The organism is Wolbachia endosymbiont (group A) of Bombylius major (assembly GCF_947251895.1).
Taxonomy (GTDB): Bacteria; Pseudomonadota; Alphaproteobacteria; order Rickettsiales; family Anaplasmataceae; genus Wolbachia; species Wolbachia pipientis.
Genome location: NZ_OX366395.1, coordinates 1,088,880 through 1,114,171, shown reverse-complemented (window position 1 = coordinate 1,114,171; position 25,292 = coordinate 1,088,880). Strand labels below are relative to the sequence as shown.

At 35.9% G+C, this 25,292-nt stretch carries 22 protein-coding genes and 5 pseudogenes; 20 read left to right on the top strand and 7 right to left on the bottom strand.

Features of this window, described 5'->3' with window-relative positions; genetic code table 11:
* The first annotated feature begins 29 nt into the window (after positions 1–29).
* The 8 genes and pseudogenes from OPR49_RS05370 (at position 30) to OPR49_RS05335 (ending at position 9,453) form a co-directional block, all read left to right on the top strand.
* Positions 30–1,325 carry a Na+/H+ antiporter NhaC family protein gene (locus OPR49_RS05370; protein WP_265026870.1) on the top strand — a complete coding sequence of 432 codons (1,296 nt, stop codon included), beginning with the start codon at positions 30–32 and terminating at the stop codon, positions 1,323–1,325.
* The gene (locus OPR49_RS05365) at positions 1,318–2,610 is read left to right on the top strand and encodes a cbb3-type cytochrome c oxidase subunit I (RefSeq protein WP_265026869.1); all 1,293 of its coding nucleotides are present in this window, start codon (positions 1,318–1,320) and stop codon (positions 2,608–2,610) included. Before OPR49_RS05370 ends, OPR49_RS05365 begins: the two co-directional genes overlap by 8 nt.
* Positions 2,611–3,653: 1,043 nt before the next feature.
* The gene (gene recJ / locus OPR49_RS05360; protein WP_265026868.1) at positions 3,654–5,393 is read left to right on the top strand and encodes a single-stranded-DNA-specific exonuclease RecJ; all 1,740 of its coding nucleotides are present in this window, start codon (positions 3,654–3,656) and stop codon (positions 5,391–5,393) included.
* A gap of 258 nt (positions 5,394–5,651) precedes the next feature.
* Positions 5,652–6,550, top strand: a pseudogene (locus OPR49_RS05355) (integrase core domain-containing protein).
* Positions 6,551–6,583: 33 nt separating this feature from the next.
* Positions 6,584–6,907, top strand: a pseudogene (locus OPR49_RS05350) (exopolysaccharide biosynthesis protein); the annotation flags it as partial.
* Positions 6,908–7,004: 97 nt separating this feature from the next.
* A complete protein-coding gene (locus OPR49_RS05345; protein WP_265026866.1) occupies positions 7,005–7,661 on the top strand; it encodes an exopolysaccharide biosynthesis protein in 657 nt (218 codons plus the stop codon).
* The gene (gene cysS / locus OPR49_RS05340; RefSeq protein WP_265026865.1) at positions 7,654–9,027 is read left to right on the top strand and encodes a cysteine--tRNA ligase; all 1,374 of its coding nucleotides are present in this window, start codon (positions 7,654–7,656) and stop codon (positions 9,025–9,027) included. Before OPR49_RS05345 ends, cysS begins: the two co-directional genes overlap by 8 nt.
* Before the next feature lie 6 nt (positions 9,028–9,033).
* Positions 9,034–9,453 (top strand): DedA family protein, encoded by a 420-nt coding sequence (locus OPR49_RS05335; RefSeq protein WP_320157597.1) that lies wholly within the window; start codon positions 9,034–9,036, stop codon positions 9,451–9,453.
* A gap of 91 nt (positions 9,454–9,544) precedes the next feature.
* Here the strand turns inward: OPR49_RS05335 and OPR49_RS07640 are convergent.
* From OPR49_RS07640 to OPR49_RS05325, 3 genes and pseudogenes are all read right to left on the bottom strand, one after another.
* A pseudogene (locus tag OPR49_RS07640) lies at positions 9,545–9,742 on the bottom strand (ankyrin repeat domain-containing protein); the annotation flags it as partial.
* A 21-nt stretch (positions 9,743–9,763) separates the two neighbouring features.
* Positions 9,764–10,072 (bottom strand): annotated as a pseudogene (locus OPR49_RS07635) (ankyrin repeat domain-containing protein); the annotation flags it as partial.
* Positions 10,073–10,077: 5 nt separating this feature from the next.
* The gene (locus tag OPR49_RS05325) at positions 10,078–10,371 is read right to left on the bottom strand and encodes a hypothetical protein (RefSeq protein WP_265026863.1); all 294 of its coding nucleotides are present in this window, start codon (positions 10,369–10,371) and stop codon (positions 10,078–10,080) included.
* Between the two features lie 234 nt (positions 10,372–10,605).
* Between OPR49_RS05325 and OPR49_RS05320 the strand changes: the two genes are divergently transcribed.
* The 5 genes and pseudogenes from OPR49_RS05320 (at position 10,606) to OPR49_RS05305 (ending at position 14,272) form a co-directional block, all read left to right on the top strand.
* The gene (locus OPR49_RS05320; RefSeq protein ID WP_265026757.1) at positions 10,606–11,550 is read left to right on the top strand and encodes an IS110 family RNA-guided transposase; all 945 of its coding nucleotides are present in this window, start codon (positions 10,606–10,608) and stop codon (positions 11,548–11,550) included.
* Between the two features lie 303 nt (positions 11,551–11,853).
* Positions 11,854–12,942, top strand: a complete 1,089-nt coding sequence (locus OPR49_RS05315; protein WP_265027486.1) for an IS481 family transposase — start codon at positions 11,854–11,856, stop codon at positions 12,940–12,942.
* Between the two features lie 34 nt (positions 12,943–12,976).
* A pseudogene (locus OPR49_RS07505) lies at positions 12,977–13,066 on the top strand (DUF3168 domain-containing protein); the annotation flags it as partial.
* A complete protein-coding gene (locus OPR49_RS05310; RefSeq protein WP_265026862.1) occupies positions 13,041–13,430 on the top strand; it encodes a phage tail protein in 390 nt (129 codons plus the stop codon). The pseudogene OPR49_RS07505 and the gene OPR49_RS05310, both read left to right, overlap by 26 nt.
* 65 nt (positions 13,431–13,495) lie before the next feature.
* Positions 13,496–14,272: a hypothetical protein gene (locus OPR49_RS05305; protein WP_265026861.1), complete on the top strand. Its 777-nt coding sequence runs from the start codon at positions 13,496–13,498 to the stop codon at positions 14,270–14,272.
* Between the two features lie 71 nt (positions 14,273–14,343).
* Here OPR49_RS05305 and OPR49_RS05300 read toward each other — a convergent pair whose 3' ends face one another.
* A complete protein-coding gene (locus OPR49_RS05300; RefSeq protein ID WP_265027486.1) occupies positions 14,344–15,432 on the bottom strand; it encodes an IS481 family transposase in 1,089 nt (362 codons plus the stop codon).
* Between the two features lie 191 nt (positions 15,433–15,623).
* Between OPR49_RS05300 and OPR49_RS05295 the strand changes: the two genes are divergently transcribed.
* Positions 15,624–16,226, top strand: coding sequence for a hypothetical protein (locus OPR49_RS05295; protein ID WP_265026860.1), 603 nt, complete (start codon positions 15,624–15,626; stop codon positions 16,224–16,226).
* Between the two features lie 330 nt (positions 16,227–16,556).
* Here the strand turns inward: OPR49_RS05295 and OPR49_RS05290 are convergent, their stop codons facing one another.
* Entirely contained in the window at positions 16,557–16,682 is a 126-nt protein-coding gene (locus OPR49_RS05290; protein WP_256469370.1) for a hypothetical protein, read from the bottom strand.
* A gap of 443 nt (positions 16,683–17,125) precedes the next feature.
* Between OPR49_RS05290 and OPR49_RS05285 the strand changes: the two genes are divergently transcribed.
* From OPR49_RS05285 to OPR49_RS05270, 4 genes are all read left to right on the top strand, one after another.
* Positions 17,126–17,710: a hypothetical protein gene (locus OPR49_RS05285; protein WP_265026859.1), complete on the top strand. Its 585-nt coding sequence runs from the start codon at positions 17,126–17,128 to the stop codon at positions 17,708–17,710.
* Between the two features lie 86 nt (positions 17,711–17,796).
* Entirely contained in the window at positions 17,797–18,390 is a 594-nt protein-coding gene (locus tag OPR49_RS05280; RefSeq protein WP_265026858.1) for a hypothetical protein, read from the top strand.
* A gap of 104 nt (positions 18,391–18,494) precedes the next feature.
* The gene (gene argS / locus OPR49_RS05275; protein ID WP_265027534.1) at positions 18,495–20,201 is read left to right on the top strand and encodes an arginine--tRNA ligase; all 1,707 of its coding nucleotides are present in this window, start codon (positions 18,495–18,497) and stop codon (positions 20,199–20,201) included.
* Positions 20,202–20,255: 54 nt separating this feature from the next.
* A complete protein-coding gene (locus OPR49_RS05270) occupies positions 20,256–20,723 on the top strand; it encodes an ankyrin repeat domain-containing protein (protein WP_265026857.1) in 468 nt (155 codons plus the stop codon).
* Positions 20,724–20,769: 46 nt separating this feature from the next.
* Here the strand turns inward: OPR49_RS05270 and OPR49_RS05265 are convergent, their stop codons facing one another.
* Positions 20,770–21,858, bottom strand: a complete 1,089-nt coding sequence (locus OPR49_RS05265; protein WP_265027486.1) for an IS481 family transposase — start codon at positions 21,856–21,858, stop codon at positions 20,770–20,772.
* A gap of 85 nt (positions 21,859–21,943) precedes the next feature.
* On the opposite strand from OPR49_RS05265, the gene OPR49_RS05260 reads away from it, so the two are divergent.
* A complete protein-coding gene (locus OPR49_RS05260) occupies positions 21,944–22,093 on the top strand; it encodes a hypothetical protein (RefSeq protein ID WP_182366755.1) in 150 nt (49 codons plus the stop codon).
* Positions 22,094–22,512: 419 nt separating this feature from the next.
* On the opposite strand, the gene tkt is transcribed toward OPR49_RS05260, so the two are convergent.
* The gene (tkt, locus tag OPR49_RS05255) at positions 22,513–24,564 is read right to left on the bottom strand and encodes a transketolase (RefSeq protein ID WP_265026856.1); all 2,052 of its coding nucleotides are present in this window, start codon (positions 24,562–24,564) and stop codon (positions 22,513–22,515) included.
* Positions 24,565–24,677: 113 nt separating this feature from the next.
* Here tkt and rpsD point away from each other — a divergent pair, with 113 nt between their 5' ends.
* Complete coding sequence (gene rpsD / locus OPR49_RS05250; RefSeq protein ID WP_010962555.1) at positions 24,678–25,292, top strand: 30S ribosomal protein S4; 615 nt, start codon at positions 24,678–24,680, stop codon at positions 25,290–25,292.

Below are 25,292 nucleotides of genomic sequence, written 5' to 3'. Positions count from 1 at the left end.
TTTGTGCTTATCAGAGCTGGAGTAGAGGTATGTTTTATCTTACAAATTTTTTGCCTATTTTACTATTCCTATTTCTTTTTGTAGGAAGTGGTATATATTTTACTGTTCTTGGCGTGTCAAATGCTTTTTATCAGTTATCTCCACTGGTAGCTATTGTTCCTGCCATAGCTCTGGGTTGGGTTTTATACAAGGGCAATACTGAAGAAAAAATGTGTGCCTTTCTAGATGGGGTAAGAGATCGTAATATTATCACTATGTGCATCATTTTTTTACTTGCAGGTGCATTCAGTGAAGTAACTAAAGCAATCGGTAGTGCTGATGCCACAGTTAATTTGGCTCTTTCATTTATACCAACACAATTTTTACTCATAGGATTATTTTTTGTAGCAGCTTTCATCTCCACTGCTATTGGTACCTCAATGGGTACCATTGCAACAATTGCTCCTATTGCAGTTGAACTGACACAAGCTGGGATTTCTCCTTCCTTAGGAGTTGCAACCGTTGTAGGAGGAGCAATGTTTGGCGACAATTTATCTATTATCTCTGATACTACAATTGCATCTGTGATGTCTCAAAAGGCTGATATAAAGAAAAAATTAAAACTGAATGCAAAAGTGGCACTAATTGCTTCTATAGTCACAATAATTATATTATTTTATAGCTCAAGCAGTAGTGCTGCTATTTCAGTTAAGGAGTATTCTTTATTGCTTGTGACTCCTTACATCATACTTATATTGCTTGCAAACTTTGGAATCAATGTATTTACGGCATTGGTTTTAAGCATAACTTTTGCTGGAATCATTGGATTTATAAATAACAACAATTATGGTTTATTGTTTTTAAGCCAAAACATCACCAAAGGGTTTATGAGTATGCATGAGATTATGCTACTGTCATTGATGGTTGGCGGGCTTTCAGGACTGGTAGGTAAAAATTCTAAGGAGTTTGCAGATAAACTTTCATCTTGGGTTATGATACAACGTGGTGGACAAAAAACTGCGCAATTATTTATTGCAAAAATAGTCAGCATATTTGATATTTTACTTGCAAATAACACCATCGCTATAATTTTTAGTGGTGAAATTGCTAGAGATATTGCTAAGAAATATGAAATACCGCCTCACTATAGTGCAGCATGGCTAGGCATATTTTCTTGTGTATTTCAAGGATTAATACCGTATGGCGCTCAATTGCTTTTGGCTAGCACTATTGCTGGAGTTTCACCTTTGGCAGTCGTGCCACACGTATACTATTGCTATGTTTTAGGTATTATTGCAGTGTTATATATTGTATTGAACAAAATTGAGAAAAAAGATTGTGCTTAACATACAAGACAATGCTCTACTTTGTAAAAGATGGATATTCCTAGCAGTATGTGCTCTTGCTTGCTCTGGGTTACTGTCAATAATTGTTATTTTTCTACGATTGCCTTTTATCTCCTCTCTCGTTCCTTCTGCACAATATATCTTTGATAATGCGCTGGTGATACACGTAAATTTGTCAATTTTGGTGTGGATGTGCTCTATAATATCTCTGCTCTTTATCATAAACCTACAAAATACCAATAGTTGGTTTAACTTTTCATGGGTTCTATCAACCCTTTCGATGCTGCTCATGTTTATATCCGCATTCGTTCCAAACACTGAAGTTATCAAAAGTAACTATATTCCCGTATTACAAAACAAATTATTTTTACTTGGACTCAGTTTATTTATTGCCAGTATATTAGTAAATACAATGCTAGCATACACATCAAAAAAAGAGGTTTCATTTCTCTCTGTTGGGCAAATTGGGCTAGTTATTATACTCGTTTCATCATTTCTTTGCTTTGTTTTAGCATATCAAAATATGCCTCCAGGTCTATATCACTCAGATAAGAATTTGTTTTACGAATATCTCTTTTGGGGAGGAGGACATTTATTGCAGTTTGCTTTTACTCAAGGAATGTTTTTAGTGTATTTAATAATCAGTGATGTTAGTTTAGCTTCAAATAACAAAATTACTATTTTACCACTATTTATAAACACGATTTTAGCTGTAGGTGCACCGTTTGTATATTTTGTTTATCCAGTTGATAGTGCCAAGTTAATACAGTTTTTTACTTGGCATATGAGAATTGCTGGGGCAGTTTTGCCGTGCTTTTTGGTAATATTAGTGTGCTGCAACATCAGGACTTTTACTAATGATAAAAGCAACTATTTATTACATTCATTTTTGTTGTTCACTTATGGAGATGTGCTTGGAGTGCTGGCTATTGAAGGAAATGTCACGATTCCTGCTCATTACCATGGTTCTGTGGTTGGCATTACTATAGCTTTTATGAATTTCATTTATTGGCTGTTACCCACATTAAACTTTAAAGAGGTAAAAAACTCTATCGTAAAATTACAGATTTATGCCTACAGTATAGGGCATTTTCTCCATATCACTGGCCTTGTGTGGCTTGGTGGGTATGGTGCTTTAAGGAAGGTTGCAGATCTGCCAAGCATTTCGTCAATGTTAGCACGCACGTGCTTCATTATAGGTGGCGCTATATCAGTTGTTGGTGGAATGTTGTTCGTAATAATTGTGCTTTTACATCTGTTAAAAGGTAAAGCGCGTACCAGCTGACCCATAGAAACGAAAAACTTGCTTGACACCCTCCGCCAGCCCCTTTATCATGAAACTGAAGCTATTTATTTATCTTCGCAATCTGTGCAGGTTAATGACAAAAAACTTAGGGTATTTGGCGTCTCATGTTTAATTTTTCGCACTACGTGCATCGCATGTCTTTAAAAATTTTTAGGTTTTTACCTATATAAGCCGAAACGCGCTGTTTAAGACAGCAAAAAACGTCAAATTGACAAGGAAGAATTTGAATGCTAGCTACTACGGGGTTTCTTTGCCTTTTTTCCTGCTTAGTAAATTTCTTAAACACTTGCGGTGTAGGTTAGTTGCAAGTTAAAAGCAGCTAAATCGCTCTTAATCAAGCGTTTTAGAATAAAAAAAACGCTGATATTTTAGTACATAGTAAATAGCCAACCACTACAGGGCTTCTTTTGCCTTTTTTTCGTTTGGTAAATTTTTTAATATTTATAGCTAAACGACAACCGTCATCCCGCTACGTGTTAGCGGGATCTAGAGATACCGCGGCGGTATGACGTAGGACTGCTGTCATTCCAGTGCTCCTTGTGCCCAGACACTGGGATCCAGCATTTCACGCAATCCCATCAAGAACGTTGTATTTTACATAACACTTTTATGCTTACCAACTTAATAAAATTCCTGGATCCCAGTGTCAAGCACTGGGATGACAAAAAAAGGAGCACTGGGATGACAGGAGAGGGAGGCTACTTGGATGACATCATAGGGGCACTGGGATGACACCATTCTTTTTCCTGGATCCGAATAGTCAAGGCACTGGAATGACAAAAAAAGGAGGCACTGGAACGACAAAGTGGAGTGTCTGCTTCTGTCATCCTATGATAGCTAAAAAGACCTGGTCACGCGCTGGAATGACACCGAAGGGGCTACTGCCCTCTTGGATGGAGACCAGTGTCAGCTACTTAGATGATACCTTTTTTCTACTTAGTTTAGGTTATGCAGAAGTCTAATACAATTATAGAACAAGCTTAAAAATTCTGGTAAAGTAGTTTTATTTACAAAGAAAGAATATGCTACTTGAAATTGAAAAGCGCAGCATAACAAATGCATTGTGGAAGTTGCAAGAAGCAGATCAAAGGCAAATCTTAACTCTTACACAGAGATTTGAGTTACCAGAAATATTAGCAAGAATATTGGTTACTCGTGGTGTTAACATAGAAAATGCAAGCGACTTCTTATATCCACTAATCAGATCGCTATTACCAGATCCCTTTCACCTTCTTGATATGGATAAAGCTGTTTCTCGTATAATACGGGCAATAAAAAATGATGAAAACCTTGCAATATTTGGTGACTATGATGTTGATGGTGCAACGTCGTCAGCATTGATTAACAGGTACCTGAGAGCAATCGATATACACTCTATAATCTACATTCCAGATCGTGTTGATGAGGGCTATGGATTAAACACAGATGCTTTATTACAACTTAAAAAGAATGGAATTGATTTATGTATTTCCGTTGATTGTGGTACGCTTGCATATCAACCAATAGAAGATGCAAAGGCTTTTAGTCTTGATATTATAGTTGTTGACCATCACCTTGGTACGGAAAAATTACCAAGCGCCGTAGCAGTTGTGAATCCAAACCGCCTTGATGAGAGCTCTCCTTATAATAACCTAGCAGCAGTTGGAGTGTCATTTCTGCTAATTGTTGCTCTTAATAAAAGCCTACGTGAGCAAGGATTTTTTACCAACAAAAAAGAACCAGATTTATTTGATCTGCTGGATTTGGTTGCCCTGGGAACTGTCTGTGATGTTATGCAGATCACAGGCCTCAATAGAGCACTTGTCTCACAAGGATTAAAAGTTATGTCAACAAGAAAAAACGTTGGCTTGCGTGTTTTATTTGATGTTTTGGGAATCCTTGAAAAACCAAGTGTTTCTCGATTGGGGTTTAGTATTGGGCCATGCATAAATGCTGGAGGAAGAATTGGAGAAGCATCGCTTGGTGCAAGGTTGCTTTCCACCGATGATGATGAAGAGGCGCATTCAATCGCGCTAAAATTAATAGATTTGAATAATGCAAGAAAAGTGTTAGAGAATGAGGCTCTCTTGGAAGCTACAGCACAAGCGGAAAAGTCTGCCCAATCAGGTGCGAATTTTATAATGATAAGTGGCAATTGGCACCAGGGAATAATTGGTATAATTGCATCAAGGCTAAAGGAGCAGTTTCACTTGCCAACAGTAGTGATATCTTTAAATAATGGAATAGGAAAAGCAAGCTGTAGATCAATTTTTGGAGTTGATATCGGTGCTGCAGTCCTTTCCGCAAAGTTTATAAATTTGATTATTGAAGGTGGTGGCCATAGTATGGCGGCAGGATTTTCAATTAAAGAAGACAAAATAAATGATTTGCATGATTTTTTTACTGAAAGATTTTCAAATTCTATAAATGAGAAAACTTTAAAAGCTGATAGTATAGTAACTGCTAAAGCAATAAACTTGTCTTTATGGAATCAATTGCAACGCTTAGGACCATTTGGAGTTGGAAATCCTGAACCAAGGTTTATCATTCAGGGAGCAAAGATAAGAAAGCCTGAAGTTATAGGAGTTGACCATATAAAATGTTTTATTGCTGATGATAATGTTATGGTAAGAGCTATTGCATTTCGTTCTGCAAATACTCATCTTGGCTCTGCTATCATGCAGGGTAATGTTAAAGCTATTTTGGGTAAAATCTCTATGAATTACTGGAATGGAAATGAATTTGTACAATTTTTAATAGAAGATGTATTGACCATTAGTTGAGTGTATCTGTTCAGCAGAGTGGCAAAATAGGTAGACAAGATAAACCAAAAAATCAAGAAGAAGTGAGTTTACAACAAATGGTGTCATTCCAGTCTGGAATCCAGCTTTTGAGTAACCGTTCACACTTAATTCTTCAATCTCACTAATAGAAAGGCCAGTAAACTTGACAATAGTGTCAACATCAACTATATTAAACAGGACTTGATATGACACTTTAAAAAAGTAAGTTAAGAATAATAAAAATAAGGAGTGTTAGAAATGAGTACAATGCAAACAAAAATACTAAAACCAAAACTAGGATTACTAGAGCTAGCAAAACAATTAGGAAATGTGTCTCAAGCGTGCAAAGTGATGGGATACTCAAGAGATACATTTTATCGATTCAAGGAGTTATATGAAAATGGGGGAGAAGAAGCATTACATGAAATAAGTAAGAAAAAACCGCTATTAGCAAACAGAGTTTCGGAAGATATAGAAAGAGCAATAATTGGCATAGCTACAGAATTTCCTGCATATGGACAAGAAAGAGCTGCAAATGAGCTGAGAAAAAGAGGTATAATAATTTCCCAAGGAGGAGTAAGATCTGTATGGCTAAGAAATGACCTTGAAACTTTGAAAATCAGCAAACTTTTGTTGATACTTATTCCAGAGTTGCAATGGTTAAACTTTACACGGACAGAACAGCTATTACAGCTGCAGATCTTCTTAACGATAGAGTTATCCCATTTTTTGATGAGCAGAGAATTCCATTATTACGCATTCTAACTGATAGGGGTACGGAGTATTGTGGCAAGCCCGAAAATCACGCTTATCAGCTATATTTAGGAATCGAAAATATCGATCATTCTAGAACCAAAGCCAACTCTCCACAAACTAATGGCATATGTGAAAGATTCCATAGAACTATGCAAGATGAGTGTTACAATATTATCTTTAGAAAGAAAATCTACTATTCTTTGGAGGATCTACAGATCGATGTTGATCATTGGTTGCGTTCTTACAATGAGACAAGGCCTCACTCAGGCAAATACTGCTATGGCAAAACACCTATGCAAACGTTTTTTGACAGTAAACATATTGCTTTTCAGAAAAATATTAGTAGCATTAAACAACAGCCTGATATTAGTTTTGACTACGTCAATTCTTCTGTCAGTTAATTCTTCTCTGTCAGATTAAATCTTGTCTTTTACACTCCCCCTGTATTAGAAAAAATAGAAAAATTCATGAAGCCAAGACTGTCTTTCATTTTCTATGGGCCTGGTGAGAAGATTCTGGCTTTTATGATGTTGCTTTGTGCAATAATAATAGCTCTTCCATTGCCTCTTACTAACTTCATTCCTGCAATTGGCACAACTCTTATTTCACTTAGCATTATGAGTAAAGACGGGTTTCTATCCATATTGGGAGTTTTAGTGTCATTGTGTGCGTTGTTGCTTACTCTTGTTGTAATAGTCAAAGGACCACAACTTATAACTGGAGCACTTTCTCTTCTTAAAAGCTTTGCAACACTTTAACAAAAGAACGAATTACTAGCGCAAAATGAATAATGCATATTGAAATATGGCAATAATTATGTTAGTTAGAAAGAATAGTTGTATTAAAGAGTAACTTGTGCAAAAAAGTAAGAAACTGACCGAAAATAAAAAATTAGCTTCTGATATTCTAAAAGAGGTTGCAGATACCAATAACAATGATAGCGATAAAGTAACTTTGTTTGACATTAAAGCAGCTTTGCATGAGCGCGGTTTTGGTATTTTAATAATCATCTTCTCCTTGCCGCTATCGGTGCCTATACCGGTTCCACCTGGTTATACAACTATTCTTTCTATACCTTTAATCTTATTCTCACTGCAGCTTCTATTTGGATTTGATTCTCCTTGGATGCCGCATTGGTTGGAAAGAAGGTCTTTTCAGCGTTCAACACTAGCTTTTGTGGTAGAGAAAACTTCTCCAGCATTAAAAAAAATAGAAAAGTTCATGAAACCAAGAATGTCTTTTATTTTCTATGGGCCCGGTGAAAAGATTTTAGCTTTTGTAATGTTGCTTTCTGCATTATCGATAGCTCTTCCATTGCCTCTTACTAACTTCATTCCTGCAATTGGTACGACTCTTATTTCGCTTGGCATTATGAGTAAAGATGGGTTTCTATCCATATTGGGAGTTTTAATATCATTGTGTGGGCTATTGCTTACTCTTGTTGTAGTAGTCAAAGGGCCACAACTTATCATTGGGGCATTTTCTTTTCTCAAAAGCTTCGTATATGGTTAGGCTTTACAACACCTTAACAAAAAAAAAGGAGCTTTTTACACCTATCGATAAAGATCATGTGAAAATGTATGTTTGCGGACCAACAGTATATGACACAGCACATATAGGCAATGCACGGTCTGTTGTTGTGTATGATGTGTTATTTCAGCTACTTAAGTTTTGTTATGGCAAAGTTACCTATGTGCGTAACATAACCGACATTGATGATAAGATAATTAATGCAGCAAGTGAGAAAAATAGCAACATAGAAAGTATAACCACATATTACATTAAAGCTTTTCATGATGATATGGAAAGCATAAATTGTAAAAAACCAACATACGAACCAAAAGCAACGGAAAACGTAGATTATATTATAAAATTAATTGAACATTTGCTGCAATCAGGCCACGCTTATGAATCTGACAAACACGTGTATTTTAATATAGAATCTTACCATGAATATGGTGCTTTATCAGGAAAAAAAACTGATGAATTGGTTCCAGGTAGCAGAGTTGAAGTTAATGAAAATAAAAAGCACCCGGGAGATTTTGTGCTGTGGAAGCCTGCAAGTGATATTGACTACAAACTTTCAAGTTATTGGGATAGCCCATGGGGAGAGGGCAGGCCTGGATGGCATATAGAATGCTCAGCAATGTCATATGCTTACCTTGGCAAAGATTTTGATATTCATGGTGGCGGCATAGATTTACAATTTCCTCACCATGAAAATGAAATTGCACAGAGTAAGTCTGCATTTGCTGGATCAATGTTTGCAAAATACTGGATACATAACGGTTTTCTTACAGTAAATGAAGAGAAAATGAGCAAGTCCTTATTTAATATAGTCAAAGTAAGAGATTTGCTAGATAGTGGAATAAAGGGTGAAGTAATACGTTATGCACTGCTCAAAACTCACTACAGAAAACCACTTGATTGGACAGAAAACGTTATTTCTGATGCACAGGAAACCTTAAATAAATTTTATCGATTATCACGTGGTTTAGATACAACAAATATTGATGAAAGTAACGCAGAGATTTCTAAAGATTTTATAGACGCTTTAAAAAACGACTTAAACATTCCTGAAGCTCTAGCTATATTACATGAAATGGCTGCAAAAATCAACAAAATGAGTAATGAAAGTGAAAAGCTTAAATTAACTGAGAGTTTTGTTAAGAGTGCCAGATTTATTGGTCTTCTTGAGTCAAGTTATGAAAAGTGGTTTGCTGTGGATGTAAATCATCAAGAAATAGAAAGGTTGATAGACTTAAGAAAAATTGCAAAAAAAAATAAAAATTACGATACTGCAGACAAAATAAGAAATCAGTTGAAACAAATGGGGATTACAATTTCTGACAATGAAGATGGTACAACAACCTGGTAAATTCATATGGAAAACTACTTCCTGTTATTCACAGATAGTCTAGTATCATCATTAGTCTTACCCATACATCAAGGTTTTGTGTTCAATACCATGCTTTATTTCAGGTCGTATTACACTCCACTACTTATATTATTTTTTGGAGTACTAGGATCAAGCCTTGGTGGAATAGTTAATTGGTACTTAGGTAGAATAACAATCTCTATACGAAAATCATACCACAAATTAGAAAACGAATATACAACGCCAAAAGTTACAAAAAATTTGCTAATTTTTGCAACTTTATTACTTTCGTGGGTGCCAGCACTTGGAAGTGTGATTCAAATTTTATCAGGTTATTTCAAGTTAAACCTTTATATCCTTGCCCCTTTAATCATTCTATCTAATTTCTTCTATTTGTTATATCTAATACTTACTTTTGGAGTATAACAGCTATAGTACTACAGCCATTAAAGCCCACTTCTGTCATCCTATGCCCTGATAGAAGCGGAGCTATAAATTAAATGCAAAATTTCAATAGTTATAAGGATGCACCATGAGCTAAAAGCAATTCCACAAGGTCCCTATGATTGAAATCAGTGGCATAATGTAATGCTGTTCTTCCTTCATTATTTTTAGTGTTAACGTCTGCGTTGTGTTTTAGTAGCACTCTAGCCGTGTCAAAATTTCTCATAATAGTAGCAAGGTGTAGTGAAGTGTTGCCACCATTATTCTTAGCATTAACATCGGCACCTTTTTCGATGAGATGTTCTGTTATATCATAGCCTTTACACAAAGCAGAGAGGTACAATGGAGTGAAACCACGTTCATCCTTAGCATTAACATCAGCACCTTTATTGATTAGATACTCTACTATTCTCAAGTTTTGTCCAAGAACGGCAGAGTGTAGTAGTGTTCTGTCACCAGAATTAATGTCAGCACCCTTACTGATAAGATACTTCAATATATCTAATTTCCCACCACAAGCAGCTGAATGTAACGGAGTAATACAATCTTTATTCTTAGCGTTAACAATACAATTTAATCTACCTAAGTGCGCGTCTTCTATACGTGTTAGTATACGCTTAACTGCCTCATAATCACCACTTTAGCAAGCGAATGTAATGGCGTACATTTTTGTATACCATAAGTAAAATTAAAATAAAAATTATCAATCAACTCATCGTACTTACTTGCATATCCCCAAACAGATGCAACAATAGAATCATCGAATATGTAATCAGCGTTTATCAATTTTATAGTCTTCCTTAAGACCTCTTCCTCCCGACCTTCTTTTTTTAATTTTAATTCAGTCACTTTTTGCACTAGTCTATGAATGTTTGCTACTCCTCCTTCTAAGTCAATCATTGAATATTGTAAGTTAAAAATATGATATAAATAAAATTAAGAGGGAAAGATAACTCTACCCACTATAGAAATAGAGTTATCACGGGCATGTGCGACCGAGTGGATATTGGTATTACAACCGTATAGATCAAGGTACACTAGCCCTATCTCTCGATACGTTTGAATAGTTGCATGGGACATATGTATGCACCCGTTTACAATCTTAAATTAATTAAACTATCGAGGTTATTTATTATGATTACATCTTATCAAAATTTCATTGGAATTGATATCGGAAAATTTAAAAATGTTGCTGCAGCTCACAACCAAAGGAGCACTATCAAGTTTGACAATGATGCTACTGGTTGGCAACAGTTGTTTCAAAAATTTTCAGATATCCTACCTAATTCTCTAGTAACTTTAGAAAACACTGGAAAATATGAGCTTGGCTTAGCACATTTTCTTGTTGATAAGAATGTTGCTGTACATCGAGCTAATACTCGCAAAGTAAAAAGCTTTGTCATATCTCATGGAACTTTAGCAAAGTCTGATCAATCAGATGCAAGAGCTCTTGCTCAATATGGATATGAACGCTATAGTACTCTATCTCTATTTGTACCTATGTCAAAAGAACAAACAGCCTTAGTTGCACTTTGTCAACGACGTGATGACATTACACAAATGAGAGTTCAAGAGAAATGTAGACTGAAAACACCTGAAAACGAGCATATAAAGGAAAGTTGCCAAAAAACCATTGACTTTTTTAACGGTCAGATAAATGAGATCAATAATGCCATACAAAAAATCATTGATGAAAATCTAGAGTTACAAAAGCGCCAAAAAATACTTAGAACGGTACCGGGAATAGGTATCAAGTTATCTCAAGATTTTATATGCCTTATGCCAGAACTTGGCTACCTAAACAAAAAAGAAGTTGCAAGTCTTGCTGGAGTTGCCCCGCATCCAAAAGAAAGTGGAAAATCTATTGGTTACAGAAGTATAACAGGTGGTAGAAGTAGTGTCCGTAAAAAGCTTTTTACAGCTTCCATGGCTGCTGCAAGATCTAAATCTGCACTTGGTGCTTTTTACTCTGATCTCATTGGTAGAGGTAAAAAGAAAATGGTAGCTATAACGGCTCTAATGGGAAAAATCATAGTAATTGCAAATGCAAGACTTAAGGAAGCAATTAATATGAAATAAAAAAAACTGCATAGAAAGTAGGTTAATGAATATGTGCGCCCACACAAACTTAAAGCACATACTCATTAACCATAAAACCTAAGTAGTGGTAGCTATTTGACATAAATTCCTTTCTATATAAACTAGGGTTTTTATTGCCAAAAATACATTTTTCAATTGAACAAGAATACAAAATTATAAATAAGAGTTGTAATAAGACTAGATTCAAAAAATTTAAAAAACTTAGTTGTCTGTATTAAACAGGACTTGATATGACACTTTAAAAAAGTAAGTTAAGAATAATAAAAATAAGGAGTGTTAGAAATGAGTACAATACAAACAAAAATACTAAAACCAAAACTAGGATTACTAGAGCTAGCAAAACAATTAGGAAATGTGTCTCAAGCGTGCAAAGTGATGGGATACTCAAGAGATACATTTTATCGATTCAAGGAGTTATATGAAAATGGGGGAGAAGAAGCATTACATGAAATAAGTAAGAAAAAACCGCTATTAGCAAACAGAGTTTCGGAAGATATAGAAAGAGCAATAATTGGCATAGCTACAGAATTTCCTGCATATGGACAAGAAAGAGCTGCAAATGAGCTGAGAAAAAGAGGTATAATAATTTCCCAAGGAGGAGTAAGATCTGTATGGCTAAGAAATGACCTTGAAACTTTGAAAAAGAGACTTAAAGCACTGGAGGCAAAAGTAGCTCAAGACGGAATCATTTTAACTGAAGAACAACTTGCAGCTTTAGAAAAAGTGAAAGAACAAAGGGAAGCTCATGGTGAAATTGAGACGCAACATCCAGGTTATTTGGGTTCTCAAGATACCTATTATGTGGGCAATATCAAAGGCATAGGGCGCATTTATCAGCAAACTTTTGTTGATACTTATTCCAGAGTTGCAATGGTTAAACTTTACACGGACAGAACAGCTATTACAGCTGCAGATCTTCTTAACGATAGAGTTATCCCATTTTTTGATGAGCAGAGAATTCCATTATTACGCATTCTAACTGATAGGGGTACGGAGTATTGTGGCAAGCCCGAAAATCACGCTTATCAGCTATATTTAGGAATCGAAAATATCGATCATTCTAGAACCAAAGCCAACTCTCCACAAACTAATGGCATATGTGAAAGATTCCATAGAACTATGCAAGATGAGTGTTACAATATTATCTTTAGAAAGAAAATCTACTATTCTTTGGAGGATCTACAGATCGATGTTGATCATTGGTTGCGTTCTTACAATGAGACAAGGCCTCACTCAGGCAAATACTGCTATGGCAAAACACCTATGCAAACGTTTTTTGACAGTAAACATATTGCTTTTCAGAAAAATATTAGTAGCATTAAACAACAGCCTGATATTAGTTTTGACTACGTCAATTCTTCTGTCAGTTAATTCTTCTCTGTCAGATTAAATCTTGTCTTTTACAGATCAGCACGATGAAATTTTACATTCAACAATTAATTTTGATATTTTAATAAAAGGAGGTAATAATGAGCAAATTACAGCTAAAAATTAAAGATCATGACAATAATTTTATTGTGTTAAATAATATACGAAACCTAAGGTTTACTTTGCGTAATAACAGAGAAGAGGTGAAAGATATTTCTTCTTTTGGCTGGAGAAAAGTATTGGATTCTGCTGGAAGCAGACACATTACGATAAAAATTAATGGAATTTTAGACTCTGTATTAGCTGATGAATTATTACGTAATTCTGCTATGCTAAACTCTAATAATGATTATGAAATTAGTTTTAATGCTAAGGAAAAGATAAGGCTTAGGTGTTCAGTTGAATTGTATGAGAGGTATTATGATCCTGCCACTTTTGACAGTTTTACTGTAATTTTAGCGAGTGCTGAAGTTGTAAACGCTTTTCATTAATGTTAATTTAATTTTTTTATATACAATAGTAACTGGTGAGAATTTTAACTAAATAAAAAAAAATCATGAACGACAAAGACCTTTTCGAGGAAGACGGTGATGATATTGAAGAAAATAACGATGATAAAAGAGAGAGAAGTTTAGAAAATGAAAATCAGCAAAATCAAGAAGAACAACACAAAGAGGAAGATAAGCAATACATAATACAGTATATTCAAGACTATTTAAAAGTTTTTGAGGATATTCTAAATCAGATCGACGAAGGAATTGATAATTCTGATAGTTACGAAAGGACTATGCAAATAAAGCGAAGTATAGATAGGCTCATAGAGACTTTATATAGTCAGGCTGCGTCTGAAGATATTGATGCAGAATTTGAAACCACAAAGCATACTTGTGATAAATCAGAATCTATGAAAAGAGTTAGAGAGAAGAGAAGAAAGCAAGTGATAGAAGAAGTGTTAAGTAGCATGTTTGCCCAGCAACAAAAGGAGCTAATGAATGCTAAACACTTAAGTCATGGACATGAAACAGCACATGATGATGAAGCAAAGAAACGAGTGAAGTCTTCAATCAGGGGAGTGTTGTTTTCGGTGATTGCTCATAGGATGGATCCAAGAAGGAGGGCAGGGGAAACTGCTGACGGTAACGAAAAGCAAGCTCATATATATGGCAGGGAAGCAGTTGGTGGAGCTTTAGGTGCATTGTTAAAAACGTTTTTAACAGCAGTTATTGCCGTTGTGCGTGAAATTGCTAAGCCACTTCAGAAACCGGAAACATCTTTTGCAAAACAAGTTGAAGAAAGCAGAAACGCAGATTCACAAAAGGGTCGATCTGTGTAGATTTCTCCTTGTAATAATCTTTCGATTCTACTGTCTGTGTAAAAGACAAGATTTAATCTGACAGAGAAGAATTAACTGACAGAAGAATTGACGTAGTCAAAACTAATATCAGGCTGTTGTTTAATGCTACTAATATTTTTCTGAAAAGCAATATGTTTACTGTCAAAAAACGTTTGCATAGGTGTTTTGCCATAGCAGTATTTGCCTGAGTGAGGCCTTGTCTCATTGTAAGAACGCAACCAATGATCAACATCGATCTGTAGATCCTCCAAAGAATAGTAGATTTTCTTTCTAAAGATAATATTGTAACACTCATCTTGCATAGTTCTATGGAATCTTTCACATATGCCATTAGTTTGTGGAGAGTTGGCTTTGGTTCTAGAATGATCGATATTTTCGATTCCTAAATATAGCTGATAAGCGTGATTTTCGGGCTTGCCACAATACTCCGTACCCCTATCAGTTAGAATGCGTAATAATGGAATTCTCTGCTCATCAAAAAATGGGATAACTCTATCGTTAAGAAGATCTGCAGCTGTAATAGCTGTTCTGTCCGTGTAAAGTTTAACCATTGCAACTCTGGAATAAGTATCAACAAAAGTTTGCTGATAAATGCGCCCTATGCCTTTGATATTGCCCACATAATAGGTATCTTGAGAACCCAAATAACCTGGATGTTGCGTCTCAATTTCACCATGAGCTTCCCTTTGTTCTTTCACTTTTTCTAAAGCTGCAAGTTGTTCTTCAGTTAAAATGATTCCGTCTTGAGCTACTTTTGCCTCCAGTGCTTTAAGTCTCTTTTTCAAAGTTTCAAGGTCATTTCTTAGCCATACAGATCTTACTCCTCCTTGGGAAATTATTATACCTCTTTTTCTCAGCTCATTTGCAGCTCTTTCTTGTCCATATGCAGGAAATTCTGTAGCTATGCCAATTATTGCTCTTTCTATATCTTCCGAAACTCTGTTTGCTAATAGCGGTTTTTTCTTACTTATTTCATGTAATGCTTCTTCTCCCCCATTTTCATATAACTCCTTGAATCGATAAAATGTATCTCTTGAGTATCCCATCACTTTGCACGCTTGAGACACATTTCCTAATTGTTTTGCTAGCTCTAGTAATCCTAGTTTTGGTTTTAGTATTTTTGTTTGTATTGTACTCATTTCTAACACTCCTTATTTTTATTATTCTTAACTTACTTTTTTAAAGTGTCATATCAAGTCCTGTTTAATACACCTTAGATTGTTCCCAAGCTGAAAATTGTGGAGCGCATGCTTCTTGGTATACAACTTATAATAAGATAGGTCATCAAGGTTTTAATACATCTGATTTACTAAAGGAATTGTATCCTGAGATGTATAGTAATCCTAAAATTGCGACATATATAGAAAAGGGAATAGAGGGTTATTACGGTGTAGTAAATTTTAAATTTGCCTTTACAGGGCTTTTTGATTCAGCACACTATTTTAGTAATATGTCATGTAAAAAATGTATGGATAATCCACAAGAGATAGCCTGTCAAGACGATGAAATTAAGAGTTTCTGTTACCCTGCCGGTTATCATAATAATAAAGAATACAACAAAAGCTTTTTTGTTAGAGAATCATGTCCTGATCTCATTAGAGAGTCCGATCGAACAGTTGTTGCGAAAGCAAAACAAATTGTACCATTGATACTTGTTAACACATTAGGACAAATGATAGATAAAGAGGGCAATAACACTCAGATATTGTATGGTTCATTAAAGCCTTATCTAAAGGCTAATGGCAAAATAAAGGACTGTGGAGTTGATAAAAAGTGTGAAGATTTTGCTAAAATTATGAAGAAAGTTGCATGGGACAGTGATAAGGAAGTACTATTAAAAACTGTTTTTGATAGTACGGAAAAAACAAATCCTTACTATTATGATAATGACAATGAGGATAGTCTTGTTTCTGTTGATACTAATTTTATATAAGACTGAATGCTTTCTGGGCTTTTCAGCCCAGATGGCATTTTTGCAGAAAAATAGAGTGAGTAACCAGGATCGAACTGGCGACATTCAGCACTACAAACTAACGCTCTGCCAACTGAGCTACGGTTGCCAATAGGAACTCACAACTCTCTAATAAGTAAAGACGGGATGTATGCAAAACTGGCGAAGATACAGAGGAGTTGAAAGAAAATTTAAATCATACCGTTAGTTGATATGCTAGATTTATAATTAAAATTATTAAATTTTTAATTATTTTAATTTATAATAATCTCATAGTATTTTTTAAAGGATCATTATGGTTTATAATTATAGTCATTTACCAAAACTACCATGTACGGCTTTTAATTCGCCAGCATCAGTTTCACCAGCACCAGTATCGAACTGTGCACAAGCTTGTGCACCTGCATACGCACCTTGTGCTACTAATTCGTGCCACAATCATTTTAACTCATATCATAACTATTATGACACATGTCATAATCCTTGTGATGAATTTGGGTTTCTTTATTAGAAGATTGTTTTTAAACAACTCATAAACGCACGTCTAGCTAGACGTGCTTCCAAGAGCACATGGGTGTTATTCAACCCATGTGTTTCATGTCTTGCTTGAGAAGATAAGCAATTGTTATTCACAGTAACCATGTATTATAATTTATTTCAGCAACACGACTAATTTGACTACTGACAGCTTCTTCTTGGAATCTTATCATTATTCTACCATAGTAAAACTTTTAACTCTAACTATCTGTTACATTAAAGTCGTATTTTGAAATGTACTGTAAGTTAAGGACTTTGTATATGCTAATTTTAGCCTTAAAATTATTAAATCATTAACTTTTTTATCCTATAATAATCTAATAGTTGCTTTTTAAAGGATTTTTATGACTTACAATTTTTCTTCGTATCCACGTATGGATTCATGTACTCCTGTGCGCACAGCTTGCATAACTGACCCACGGTACCATCATAACTTTGACCCACGTTGCCATAACCGCTTTGACTCGCGGCATGATGGACTCGAATTAAATATACAGCTCCCCGAATTCGATTTAAATATACCACCTTGTCCTGCTTGTCCTGATACTGTTTGTCCCCCTGATACTGTTTGTCCCCCTGCTCCTGCTTGTCCCCCTTGTCCACAAGTTAAGCCTGAACCTGAATCTAAAACAATCGTTGATCTTTCAAAGCTTGTAATAACGGTCAATCCAATAACTGATGATATTATTGATATTGAGACCCAAAAGCCAACAGGCTACAAGTTTAAAGAATGTGCAGAAATTATTCAGAATGCTAAAAACAACCTTCAGGTTATAGATGGTAAACTTGTGGGCAGTTGTGAAAACAATTCTGTATGTGATAAATGTGTAGAAGTAATAAACTCTTCTATATTAGATGCAAAAAGTGCTGAAGCCTTTTTTTCTACCCACAATATGTCAGTGTTAGAAGGCACTGTTCATATTATATAAAAGTAATACAGTGTGTACATTGTTAGTACACACTTCCATCTTATGGCTAATTTTTTAATAATTTTATTTACTAATGGAGATATTTTATGCCAACGAATACTTTTTCTTGTCCGAATCAAAAAAATGCAAATCATGTACGTATATTGCCACTTGATACGTGCTATGTCAGTGATATGTTGAAAATTAATTTGTTCACAAAGTTGGATGATTGTAAAGTCAATAAGAGTAAGTTGATTTATGATAAATGTGGTAAAGATCTTAAGTGTAAGATTGATGATAAGACTAAGAATGAACTAAAAGAAAATATTAGGAATGAACTGGAGAAAAGTCTTAAGTTTGAGATTGACGATAAGACTAAGAATGAACTGAAAGAAAATATTAAGAATGAACTAGAGAAAGGTCTTAAATTTGAGATTGGTGATAAGACTAAGAATGAACTAAAAGAAAATATTAAGAATGAACTGAAGAAAGAGAAAGAGCCTGATGATGTTAAAGAGCCCGATGATGTTAAAGAACCTGATGGTGTTAAAGAACCTGATGGTGTTAAAGAACCTGATGGTGTTAAAGAGCCCGATGATGTTAAAGAACCTGATGCTATCCAAGATCCTGATGCTGGTAACGATGATCACAGCGAAAGTATGGCTTTCTCTTACCATGGTTACGGCAACGACTTAATATAAACTATAACTTTCCTGGATCATTTGAAGGTAAAATAGTTAAGATAACTCTTCAACTAGCCCCATTTATCCACTATACTGCTATAGGTCTTATAGCTTTTTAGTTGATGAACATTTTCAAGCAGGTTTCCTCTCTAATTTCCAGTAAATTAAATGAGTTGAAGCAAAGGGGTGTTATAAGCACGAATGCAACAAACTTTATCGTAGAGCCTCCAAGCAATAGAGCGCATGGAGATATTTACACAAACGTTGCCATGGTGCTTGCAAAGCATGAAAAAAAGAATCCAGTTGAGATTGCAGAGGTTTTAGCCAAAGAATTTGAACTTTTTGATGAAGTTGCAAAAGTGGAAATAGCAGGCCCTGGTTTCATCAACATGCACTTAAAAATAGAAGTGTGGCATGGAATTTTAAAACAAATAAATGAGCTAAAAACAGAGTTTGGCACCCTAGATATAGGGAACAATCAGGCCATTAATGTTGAATTTGTATCTGCAAATCCAACTGGTCCACTGCATATTGGTCATGCAAGAGGGGCAGTATTTGGTGACGTTCTGGCAAATTTATTGAAAAAAGTTGGTTATAAAGTTACTAAGGAATACTATATTAATGATGCTGGAGCGCAGATAGATATACTAATAAAGTCAGTATATTTGCGGTATAAGGAAGCTCTGGGAGAAAAAATCAGCATCGAAAAAGGTTTATATCCAGGTGAATATTTAAAACCGATAGGGAATGGGCTGGCCAAAAAATATGGCAAGGAGCTTCTAGAAAAGCAAGATAATCAGGTGATTAGAGAATATACTTTAAGTTCTATCTTAGAATTTATAAAGGAAGACATGAACTTACTTGGAGTAAATCATGATGTTTTTACTTCAGAGTATGAGCTACAAAAAAGTGGCAAAATTGAAGAGAGTATAAAGATATTGTCTGACAAGGGTCTAGTGTATGAAGGGTACCTGGAGAAACCAAAAGGCAAAGAAAGCGAAAATTGGACTTCCAGAAAAGAGATGCTATTTCGCTCTACAAAATTTGGTGATGACGTTGACCGTGCATTGAAGAAAGAGGACGGCAGTTGGACTTATTTTGCCTCGGATATCGCTTACCATTTTGATAAGATATCGCGTGGTTTTAACAATATGATCGTAGAGCTTGGTAGTGACCACGGCGGTTATGTCAAAAGACTCAAAGCAGTCGTCTCTGCGCTCAGTGATGATCAAGCAAAAATAGAGGTAAAACTGCATAATATTGTGAATTTTTTCGAGAACGGCAAACCTGTTAAGATGTCCAAAAGATCAGGAAACTTCCTAACAGCAAGAGATGTAGTGGAAGAAGTTGGCAGGGACATAACTCGTTTTATAATGCTAACACGCAAGAATGATATGGTCTTGGACTTTGATTTTGCTAAAGTTAAAGAACAGTCAAAAGACAACCCTATTTTTTACGTGCAATATGCGCATGCTCGTGCTCATTCGTTAATGCGTAATGCTCCAAAAGAGCTCCCAACAGCAGATCCTTCACTTTTAAGGACAGGTGGAGAGCTCTTCCTCATAAAAACCTTAGCAAAGTGGCCAGATGCGGTAGAAATTGCAGCAAGGCTTTGTGAGCCACACAGAATTACTTTCTACTTACTTGAAGTTGCAGAAGCGTTTCACGTTTTATGGGGGTATGGCAAGAGTGATTTAAACATGCGTTTCATACTGGAAGACAACTTAAACCTCACCGCTGCAAGAATGTTTCTCGTGCAGGCCTTAGCACACGTCATCGCTTCTGGACTTTCTATCTTCAATATAGAGCCTTTGGAAGAGATGAGTTGATTTTTTTGCCATAATATGTGATAATTAAAATATTATTGAAGTAGGGATAAAATTATGACAATGAACTATAAGCAGTGGAAAGAAATATTAGGTGCAGTTAATAAAGAAACAGATTTAAGTAAAGACAACGTAATTGACAAAATAAAAGAGGAATTAAAGAAATATCCAGAAGAATATAAGAAATGGGAAGAAGCTGGCTTTGGTGTAAATCACCTGTTTGAAGATGATCAACTTACATTATTACATTTAGCTGCTTCATGTGGCTATGCAAAAATAGTAAACCTTCTAATAGAAAATGATGCAAGTGTTGATGTAGAATACAAAGGGGTGACTCCTTTACATCGCGCTGTTGGAGGAGGTCATACAGATATAGTAGAAATTCTAGTAAAAAACGGGGCGAAGGTTGATGCAAAGACTAATGTAGAAGAATTTAAAGGATATACTCCTCTACATTGCGCTGGTGAAGGAGGTCATACAAAGATAGCAAAATTTCTCATAGCAAATGGGGCAGATCCTTTATGATTTAGCTGAAGGTGTAAAAGACAAGATTTAATCTGACAGAGAAGAATTAACTGACAGAAGAATTGACGTAGTCAAAACTAATATCAGGCTGTTGTTTAATGCTACTAATATTTTTCTGAAAAGCAATATGTTTACTGTCAAAAAACGTTTGCATAGGTGTTTTGCCATAGCAGTATTTGCCTGAGTGAGGCCTTGTCTCATTGTAAGAACGCAACCAATGATCAACATCGATCTGTAGATCCTCCAAAGAATAGTAGATTTTCTTTCTAAAGATAATATTGTAACACTCATCTTGCATAGTTCTATGGAATCTTTCACATATGCCATTAGTTTGTGGAGAGTTGGCTTTGGTTCTAGAATGATCGATATTTTCGATTCCTAAATATAGCTGATAAGCGTGATTTTCGGGCTTGCCACAATACTCCGTACCCCTATCAGTTAGAATGCGTAATAATGGAATTCTCTGCTCATCAAAAAATGGGATAACTCTATCGTTAAGAAGATCTGCAGCTGTAATAGCTGTTCTGTCCGTGTAAAGTTTAACCATTGCAACTCTGGAATAAGTATCAACAAAAGTTTGCTGATAAATGCGCCCTATGCCTTTGATATTGCCCACATAATAGGTATCTTGAGAACCCAAATAACCTGGATGTTGCGTCTCAATTTCACCATGAGCTTCCCTTTGTTCTTTCACTTTTTCTAAAGCTGCAAGTTGTTCTTCAGTTAAAATGATTCCGTCTTGAGCTACTTTTGCCTCCAGTGCTTTAAGTCTCTTTTTCAAAGTTTCAAGGTCATTTCTTAGCCATACAGATCTTACTCCTCCTTGGGAAATTATTATACCTCTTTTTCTCAGCTCATTTGCAGCTCTTTCTTGTCCATATGCAGGAAATTCTGTAGCTATGCCAATTATTGCTCTTTCTATATCTTCCGAAACTCTGTTTGCTAATAGCGGTTTTTTCTTACTTATTTCATGTAATGCTTCTTCTCCCCCATTTTCATATAACTCCTTGAATCGATAAAATGTATCTCTTGAGTATCCCATCACTTTGCACGCTTGAGACACATTTCCTAATTGTTTTGCTAGCTCTAGTAATCCTAGTTTTGGTTTTAGTATTTTTGTTTGTATTGTACTCATTTCTAACACTCCTTATTTTTATTATTCTTAACTTACTTTTTTAAAGTGTCATATCAAGTCCTGTTTAATACAGTTTAGTATACTTATGAAGCCTTTTTCATTAGTTGCATCATTTTTTGGTGGGTTTTTTTCATGGTTATTTTGTTTTGATGAGCCAACACAATCATCATCTGAATCTGATCAACCAGTTGTATTAGAATCACCAAGTAGTTCAGAAGGCAATGACATAATATAGCCAGAGGTTTACTAGATTCCAGCGTCACGCGCTGGAATGACATGGTGGTATGTATTCAAGTAGCTGACACTGGTTCCTTTATGACGGTGTCATCCTAGTATCTTCCCCTGTCATCCCAGTGCCCAGACACTGGAATCCAGGAAACTTAACTTTAAATAAGTGGCTGCATAATAAAGACTAGATTCCAGTGTCAAGCACTGGAATGACACCCTTTTTGGATCCTCTAAGTAGCCTATATGATGTCATGCCAGTGCTTGACACTGGGATCCAGAAAAATTGATTGTAAACAAGCATACTATACAACATTTTCGATCAAAAGCTGGATTCCAGTGTCAAGCACTGGCATGACATCATCTTGGATAACGTCACGCGTTGGAATGACAAAGAAGAGTGGGCTTTCATATGGTTATGCAAGAAGTCTACTGAATGTAAACCAGTTTCTCACACACACATTTTACCACATGATCGGCGCTGATATTAAAATGCTCATAAAGTGTTTTATAAGGTGCTGATTCTCCGAAGCTTTTCATGCCAATAAATATACCGTTTGAACCTATGTATTTATGCCAACCCATTTCACTTCCGGCTTCAATTGCAACTTTAATGCTGTCATTATTTAATATTGCCGCTTTATATTCATCGCTTTGCTCGTCAAAAAGCCTCCAGCATGGCATAGAAACAATCCTTGTACCTATACCCTTTTCCTGCAATTTCTCCCTTGCTTCAACTGCAATTTCAACCTCGGACCCCGTAGCAAATATCGTCACTTTTAATTCTTTTGAACATTCACACAAAATATGTGCACCAAACTTCGATAGATTAGCAGATTGATCGATATCAGAGTAGAACTTGCGCATGTAACTTACGTTTTGCCTTGAGAGCGCAAACAGTGCTGGAGATTCTTTCTTTTCGAGTGCAATGCTAACACACTCCAGAGTTTCAACTGCATCGGCTGGCCTAAAAACATATAGATTTGGTATAGCACGCAAAGAAGCTAAATGCTCTATTGGCTGATGAGTTGGGCCATCTTCTCCCACTCCAATTGAGTCGTGAGTCATGACATACATAACCTGCTGTTTCATCAGAGCTGAAAGACGTATAGCAGGACGACAATAGTCGGAAAATACCAAAAAAGTGCCGCCATAAGGAAGAATCGCGCCGTGAAGTGCCATACCATTCATACAAGCTGCCATAGCGTGCTCTCTCACTCCATAGTGGACATAAGAACCACTATAATTATTACTATCTATTACCTGCATGTGCTTATATTTAGTGCAATTTGACCCAGTAAGATCAGCAGAACCGCCGATTAATTCCGGCATAGACTCAGTTAAAAGTTCCATTACTCTGCCGAAAGAAGATCGAGTAGCTTCGTTTGGCATTGTCTCGTGTATTTGTTTCTTCAAGTTAGCCAAAACATTATCGATATTGTCTGGTAGACGTTTATCTAACCGTCTTTGAAGTTCTACATGATATCCTGTTACCCCAGCTCCACTTTTTGTCATCCCAGTGCTTGACACTGGGATCCATTCTTTTTCTTCTTTCCTGGATTCCAGCGTCACGCGCTGGAATGACATCGTGTAGTTTTGTTTTGCTCTCTCAACAGTTTTCTTCCAGGCATTTTTCACATCTTCTGGTACATGGAATGGTTCATAATTCCAGTTTAATTTCTCTCTCATCTGTTTTATGTCTTCCTCCGAAAAAGCACCACTGTGAGCAGAGGATGTGCCAGCACGGCTTGAAAATTTTCCGATAATAGTTTTGCAGCAGATCATTGTAGGTTTATCAGACTTTTTTGCTTGCTCTATTGCAAAGGATATGGCATCAAAATCGTGGCCATCAATTTTGTCAACATTCCATCCATACGCTAAGAAGCGTTTCTCTACATCATCAGAGAAGGAAAGGCAAGTAGCGCCATCTATAGAGATATCATTATCATCAAAAAGAGCTATGAGCTTATTCAATTTAAGATGCCCAGCAAGTGATGCTACCTCATGGCTTATTCCTTCCATAAGACAGCCATCCCCTAGCATCACGTAAGTGTAGTGATTGATTCTGAATTGCTTTTTAAGGATTGATTCAGCAAGTGCCATGCCAACAGCAGCGGCAAACCCCTGACCGAGCGGGCCTGTTGTTGCCTCTACCCCGGAAGTCAAGCCGAACTCTGGATGACCTGGGGTCTTGGATCCCATTTGCCTGAAGTTTTTTAGCTCATCTATGCTAATATAACCTGTCAAATATAATATTGAGTATAGTAACATTGACCCATGACCGTTTGATAAAACAAAGCGATCTCTATTGAACCATTTAGAATCATCAGGATTATGATTCAGATATTTAGCAAACAAAACAGTTGCAACATCTGCCATGCCAAGTGGCATACCTGGGTGTCCAGAGTTTGCTTTTTGTACTGCATCAATTGATAAAAAACGGATGGCGTTTGCCATAGATTTTAAATGTGAATGATTCATGTGTTAATAGAAAAACTTAAAAATGAAGTATAAAAGATTATATCAGCAAAAACAAGTTGACACTGAGTGCTAAAATCCTTAATAATCTAAAGTTAAATCGTGAGAGTTTTTATATGACAACTGTTATCACTAGAAAGTATAGGATTAGCCGTAGACTTGGTGTAAATTTATGGGGTAGAGCTAAAGACCCAGTAAACAAAAGGAAATACCCTCCAGGTCAACATGGTATTCTTGGATTCAAGAAGTTATCTGACTTTGGTAAGCAGTTTGCTGCACATAAGAAATTTAAGTTTTACTACGCGATTTCAAGTAAGCAGCTCAGACGTACATTTTTAGATGCTTATAACAGAAAGGGTTATACGGCTGATAATTTTATCGGTATCTTAGAATCGAGATTAAGTTCTGTTTTATACCACTCTGGTCTTGTTCCAACAATTTACTCAGCAAAGCAGCTCATATCTCATAAGCACGTTACAGTTAATGATAAGGTGGTTAACATATCGAGTTATCGAGTGAAGCCAGGTGATATAATAAAAATAAGAGAAAGGGCAGCAAAAATTCCTGTAGTAGTAGAGGCTGAACAAAAACAAGAGCGCAAGGCTCCGGATTATTTAGAAGCAGATAGTAAAGAGCATTCAGTAAAGTATTTGAGGTCACCTCAATATTCTGAGGTTCCTTATTCAGCAGACATGGAAGTCAATTTAGTAGTAGAGTTTTACTCTAGATAG

What these genes read in the sequence shown, in the direction of transcription:
- OPR49_RS05370 (WP_265026870.1), top strand. Translation starts at nt 30, where the DNA reads ATGTTTTATCTTACAAATTTTTTGCCTATTTTACTATTCCTATTTCTT.
- recJ (WP_265026868.1), top strand. Translation starts at nt 3,654, where the DNA reads ATGCTACTTGAAATTGAAAAGCGCAGCATAACAAATGCATTGTGGAAG.
- cysS (WP_265026865.1), top strand. Translation starts at nt 7,654, where the DNA reads ATGGTTAGGCTTTACAACACCTTAACAAAAAAAAAGGAGCTTTTTACA.
- OPR49_RS05335 (WP_320157597.1), top strand. Translation starts at nt 9,034, where the DNA reads ATGGAAAACTACTTCCTGTTATTCACAGATAGTCTAGTATCATCATTA.
- OPR49_RS05325 (WP_265026863.1), bottom strand. Translation starts at nt 10,371, where the DNA reads ATGATTGACTTAGAAGGAGGAGTAGCAAACATTCATAGACTAGTGCAA.
- OPR49_RS05320 (WP_265026757.1), top strand. Translation starts at nt 10,606, where the DNA reads ATGATTACATCTTATCAAAATTTCATTGGAATTGATATCGGAAAATTT.
- OPR49_RS05315 (WP_265027486.1), top strand. Translation starts at nt 11,854, where the DNA reads ATGAGTACAATACAAACAAAAATACTAAAACCAAAACTAGGATTACTA.
- OPR49_RS05310 (WP_265026862.1), top strand. Translation starts at nt 13,041, where the DNA reads ATGAGCAAATTACAGCTAAAAATTAAAGATCATGACAATAATTTTATT.
- OPR49_RS05305 (WP_265026861.1), top strand. Translation starts at nt 13,496, where the DNA reads ATGAACGACAAAGACCTTTTCGAGGAAGACGGTGATGATATTGAAGAA.
- OPR49_RS05300 (WP_265027486.1), bottom strand. Translation starts at nt 15,432, where the DNA reads ATGAGTACAATACAAACAAAAATACTAAAACCAAAACTAGGATTACTA.
- OPR49_RS05295 (WP_265026860.1), top strand. Translation starts at nt 15,624, where the DNA reads ATGTATAGTAATCCTAAAATTGCGACATATATAGAAAAGGGAATAGAG.
- OPR49_RS05285 (WP_265026859.1), top strand. Translation starts at nt 17,126, where the DNA reads ATGACTTACAATTTTTCTTCGTATCCACGTATGGATTCATGTACTCCT.
- OPR49_RS05280 (WP_265026858.1), top strand. Translation starts at nt 17,797, where the DNA reads ATGCCAACGAATACTTTTTCTTGTCCGAATCAAAAAAATGCAAATCAT.
- argS (WP_265027534.1), top strand. Translation starts at nt 18,495, where the DNA reads ATGAACATTTTCAAGCAGGTTTCCTCTCTAATTTCCAGTAAATTAAAT.
- OPR49_RS05270 (WP_265026857.1), top strand. Translation starts at nt 20,256, where the DNA reads ATGACAATGAACTATAAGCAGTGGAAAGAAATATTAGGTGCAGTTAAT.
- OPR49_RS05265 (WP_265027486.1), bottom strand. Translation starts at nt 21,858, where the DNA reads ATGAGTACAATACAAACAAAAATACTAAAACCAAAACTAGGATTACTA.
- OPR49_RS05260 (WP_182366755.1), top strand. Translation starts at nt 21,944, where the DNA reads ATGAAGCCTTTTTCATTAGTTGCATCATTTTTTGGTGGGTTTTTTTCA.
- tkt (WP_265026856.1), bottom strand. Translation starts at nt 24,564, where the DNA reads ATGAATCATTCACATTTAAAATCTATGGCAAACGCCATCCGTTTTTTA.
- rpsD (WP_010962555.1), top strand. Translation starts at nt 24,678, where the DNA reads ATGACAACTGTTATCACTAGAAAGTATAGGATTAGCCGTAGACTTGGT.